Here is a 4055-nt window from a genome sequence, read left to right on the forward strand (position 1 = left end):
GACATCGGCAAAACCATCCACCCACACCCCACGCTGGGCGAGAGCATCGGCATGGCGGCGGAAATGGCGCACGGCAGCTGCACGGATGTGCCGCCGTCGCGGAAGTAGTTCAGGTCTGCCTCCCCAACGAAAAGCTCGAACCCTCACCGGTTCGGGCTTTTTGCTTTCTGGGCAGTCTGAAAGGGTGATTCATAAATACTGTATGGATGTACAGTTATGTGCCTTAAGCCACGCCCAAAAGGCGTTGCACCATGCACGCAACCACAGCGCAGTCGCAGGCAAAGCCACATTCGCACCAGCACCGGGGTCCCCGCACGCCTGCTGCAGCCCAATCAGCATCAGCGGCCAAACCCAGGCTCTACAACCCGCGCCACCCCGAGCGAACCCTGCTGTACCGCACCATTAGCGAGAATTTTGAGACCTGGCTTGAGTTGGCCAGCGCAGGCCAGTTCGACGGCCAGGGCGACCACCATACGCCGCGTTCCTACGTCCGCCAGGCGTTTCGCAAATACCTCGAATGCGGCATCTTTGCCCATGGCTTTGCGCGGGCCTGGTGTGTAGACTGTGGGCACGACTATTTTGTCGCCTATTCCTGCAAAGGCCGTGGCGTGTGCCCGTCGTGCAACACCCGGCGCATGGTGGAGACGGCAGCGCACCTGACCGATCACGTCTTCCCGCGCCTGCCGATACGTCAGTGGGTGCTGTCGATACCTAAACGGCTGCGCTACTTCATGCAGCGCGATGGGACTGTGCTGGGCATGGTGCTGCGTATCTTTTTACGGGTCATTGAGCAGAGCCTGCACCAACGCTGCCCTGGTGCCGCGCAGGTCGATAAATCAGCCCGGCACATCGGCGCAGTGGCTTTCATCCACCGGTTTGGCTCCAGCCTGAACGAGCATGTGCACTTCCACGTCTGCGTGGTTGACGGGGTGTTTGAGGTGGAGCAAGGCGAGGCCGATGCCGTAGCTACAGCGCCTGGCGTGATTTATGGCGCGCCGAAACTTCGTTTTCACCCGGTCGCTGGGATTGATGAGACTGCCGTGGCCCAGGTGCAAGCTGATTTGCGCAGGCATATCTTGCGCGCCTTCGTGGGCCGGGGCCTGCTTGAGAGTTGTGAGGCCAAAGAGATGCTGGGTTACAAACACAGCGGCTTCTCGGTCGATGCCGGTGTGCGCATTGAGGCGCACGACCGCACTGCGCTGGAGCGGCTGTTGCGCTACTGCGCCCGCCCACCCTTTGCCATGGACCGCCTGCGCAAAGAGGGCGCTGAGCTGGTGTATCGCTGCGCCAAACAGCACAGCGAACCGGTTGGCAGCAAAGTGGCCGAGTTGGTGCTCACGCCACTGGAGCTGATCGATCGTATCGCTGCCCTGGTGCCACCACCACGCACGCACCGGCATCGCTACTTTGGTGTGCTGGCACCGAACTCGCCACTGAGGGCAAGCGTGACGGCCATGGCAGCACCGGCGCAACAAGCCTCGGTGCAGACCGGGGGCAAGTCGACACGAGCGAGGGCGCGCCTGGGGTGGTGCCTGATGGCAATGCGCTCGGCGGTGGTGCCCAGTTGCCACAGTCAGCCCAGCCCGATCCGCCCAAGCGCTCACCGGCGCACTACCTGTGGGCGGTTTTGATCGCCCGCATCTACGAGGTTTTTCCGCTGCTGTGCCCTGTGTGCGGTGGGCAGATGCGCCTGATTGCGTTCATCACCGAGGGCACCCAGATCAGGAAGATCCTGGACCACATCGGCGTGGAGTCCGAGCCCCCGCGCATAGCCCCAGCACGCGGGCCACCGCTGTGGGATGACTGTGACGTTCAGGTGGGCGAGGGTGTCGAAGTCGAGCCGGACTGGGATCTGGCGGCGCAACCGGCACCCGACTACGAGGTGGATCAGCGCGTCAATTGGTGAACGGGCACAAGCGGCGATTCAGACTCGCTGCGCAGTAACGCTGCGACTGGCGCACCCCGCGCACACTCAATCGCTCTCCAGGCCAATGTGTTTTGGTGGTGAACCTGTCATGCAGTGCGTTGCTTCGGGCCAAGTGAGGGTTTTCTTGAGGATCGAGCGCTGTTCCAAGGCGCGATACTTGGCCTCATGTGGTTGAATTTCCTATCCGTCGATCGCCGGAATACGCAGTACATGATGGTAATAGAGGATACGGCGCACCGCCAACAAGAACCTCGGCTTCACGCTCTGGGCAAGACGGATGACGGGCGAACACTGCACATCACTGTCACTCTGCGCCAGTCCGGAATGTTGATCCGGGTCATCTCAGCCAGGGACATGCACAGAAAGGAGCGAGCCATTTATGAACAAGCAGACTAAGACCGTTCCTACGTTCGTCAACGAAGCTCAAGAGCGTGCGTTCTGGGAAACGCATGATTCCACCGAGTACCTGGACTGGTCGAAAGCCCGGAAGGTCACTTTGCCGAACTTGAAACCCACCACCAAGACGATTTCGCTGCGGCTCCCCCAGCACACCTGCTGGACTCCATCAAAACCGCCGCAAACGCCCGCGACGTACCCTACCAGTCGCTGATCAAGGTTTGGTTGCAGGAAAAGCTGCATAGCCATTGAGATCGCTCGGCGTCGATCCGAGTTAATTGGGGGTAGATTCCGATTTCAATGCGGTCGAACAAGGGGGGGGGCTTCTATTTGCTACTGTTTTTATAGCTGCTTGCGTAAGTAGTACGGGGGCTAGAGCCTGTTTTTATATATAAAAAGGCTGTTCCCATCAGATTCAGGCGTAGCGCTTGCTGCGCAAATGGTCTGCATCTCCTGCAGCAAGGGCTGTAGCGGTCGTAGCCTTTCGGGTGGTCGGCGGCCAGGTGAATGTGGCCGGCCGCGCGGTCCGCGTGACGCGGCATGCCAGTTTTATGTACAAGTTGTCGAAATTTCTTACAGTCAGGATCCGAATGTTCTTTGGAATGCAAAAAACCCATTTATTATCAACGGATTACAATCTTGGCTTGGTTTTTGCATGTGCTTGCATCAACAACTCTTAAACTGCTTAATGATCGCTTTTCAACACACTTTTGCCTTGCTGACTTGTGCCTGCGCGGCTTCGGTCTGCAGCGCAGCCCCGGCGACCATCACGGTCAAGTTCGACAACAATATCTTCGCCGGATCCGGTTACGACGCCGTCAACATCACGTTACCCAAGTTGGCTCCAGCCAGCGGATCGATCACCGAGTATGTGGCGGCCGGCCGCTTCCAGGGCACCGGCACGAATGTGGTTGGCGTGCCTGAATCGATTTTCGTTGATGGGCTCAACGATCTCTACATGTATTGCTACGATGTGTATGAGCGCATTAATAACGGACAGACGGTGAACTACACCATCAACCTGAATGGCGAACTTGCCCGCACGCAGGACTTTCTTGGCGCGGTGAATTCCGTGATGAGTCAGAGTAAATCGACCTACGATCCTTATGCTTGGCTGCATCCGGTCAATGGTTACCAGGGCGCCGCGATTCAGCTCGGCATCTGGGAGAGCAAGTACGAAACCAGCGCGGGCTGGGATCTTGGTGCTGGCAGCTTCAGCGCATCTGCGCTCGAGACGCCGACAGTGGATTGGTGGAATCAATTCAAGGGTGCGATTGACAGCACCGCGGCCCTTGACGGCAAGTACCTGATGACGTTCGAGGCCAGTGGTGCACAAGACATGATCGCCGGTGATCCACTTAATGTGCCGGAACCCGGGTCGCTGGCGCTGATCGGCGTCGGCTTGGCCGGCCTGGCTTTGGCGCGCCGGAACAAGGCGCAATAAGTCGCCAAGGCCTCGCAAAGGCTCACTGCACTGGCATCATGGGATTTCAGGCGTAGCGCTTGCTGCGCAAGTTATTCTTCATTTCCTGCAGCAAGGGCTGCAGCTTGTCGCCACCGATGCGCAAGGCGACGCAGGTGGCCAGGATGTCGATGATCATCAAATGCAGCAGGCGCGACACCATCGGGCTGTAGCGGTTGAAATGATGGACGGTCTGATGCAGGGCGCTGACCGGGATCTGGTCAAAGTCTGGCAGAAGTTGAATGCCCCGCGTTTTGACAACCTCATGCT

3 protein-coding genes and 3 pseudogenes are annotated in these 4055 nt (G+C 58.9%); 5 read left to right on the forward strand and 1 reads right to left on the reverse strand.

Annotation, left to right across the window (positions count from 1 at the left end; genetic code table 11):
- Positions 1-386 precede the first annotated feature (386 nt).
- The 5 genes and pseudogenes from B3F77_RS16755 to B3F77_RS16770 all read left to right on the forward strand — a co-directional run bounded on the left by B3F77_RS16755 (position 387) and on the right by B3F77_RS16770 (position 3767).
- A pseudogene (locus B3F77_RS16755) lies at positions 387-1906 on the forward strand (transposase).
- Between the two features lie 234 nt (positions 1907-2140).
- Complete coding sequence (locus tag B3F77_RS16760; protein WP_293606053.1) at positions 2141-2323, forward strand: BrnT family toxin; 183 nt, start codon at positions 2141-2143, stop codon at positions 2321-2323.
- Positions 2307-2399 (forward strand): annotated as a pseudogene (locus tag B3F77_RS21065) (CopG family antitoxin); the annotation flags it as partial. The gene B3F77_RS16760 and the pseudogene B3F77_RS21065, both read left to right, overlap by 17 nt.
- A gap of 92 nt (positions 2400-2491) precedes the next feature.
- The gene (locus B3F77_RS21070) at positions 2492-2575 is read left to right on the forward strand and encodes a hypothetical protein (RefSeq protein ID WP_414703035.1); all 84 of its coding nucleotides are present in this window, start codon (positions 2492-2494) and stop codon (positions 2573-2575) included.
- A 409-nt stretch (positions 2576-2984) separates the two neighbouring features.
- Positions 2985-3767: a PEP-CTERM sorting domain-containing protein gene (locus B3F77_RS16770; RefSeq protein WP_293606052.1), complete on the forward strand. Its 783-nt coding sequence runs from the start codon at positions 2985-2987 to the stop codon at positions 3765-3767.
- 46 nt (positions 3768-3813) lie between these two features.
- Here B3F77_RS16770 and B3F77_RS16775 read toward each other — a convergent pair.
- Positions 3814-4055: pseudogene (locus B3F77_RS16775) on the reverse strand (hypothetical protein); the annotation flags it as partial.

This window comes from Polaromonas sp. UBA4122 (assembly GCA_002381615.1).
Classification (GTDB): domain Bacteria; phylum Pseudomonadota; class Gammaproteobacteria; order Burkholderiales; family Burkholderiaceae_C; genus Polaromonas.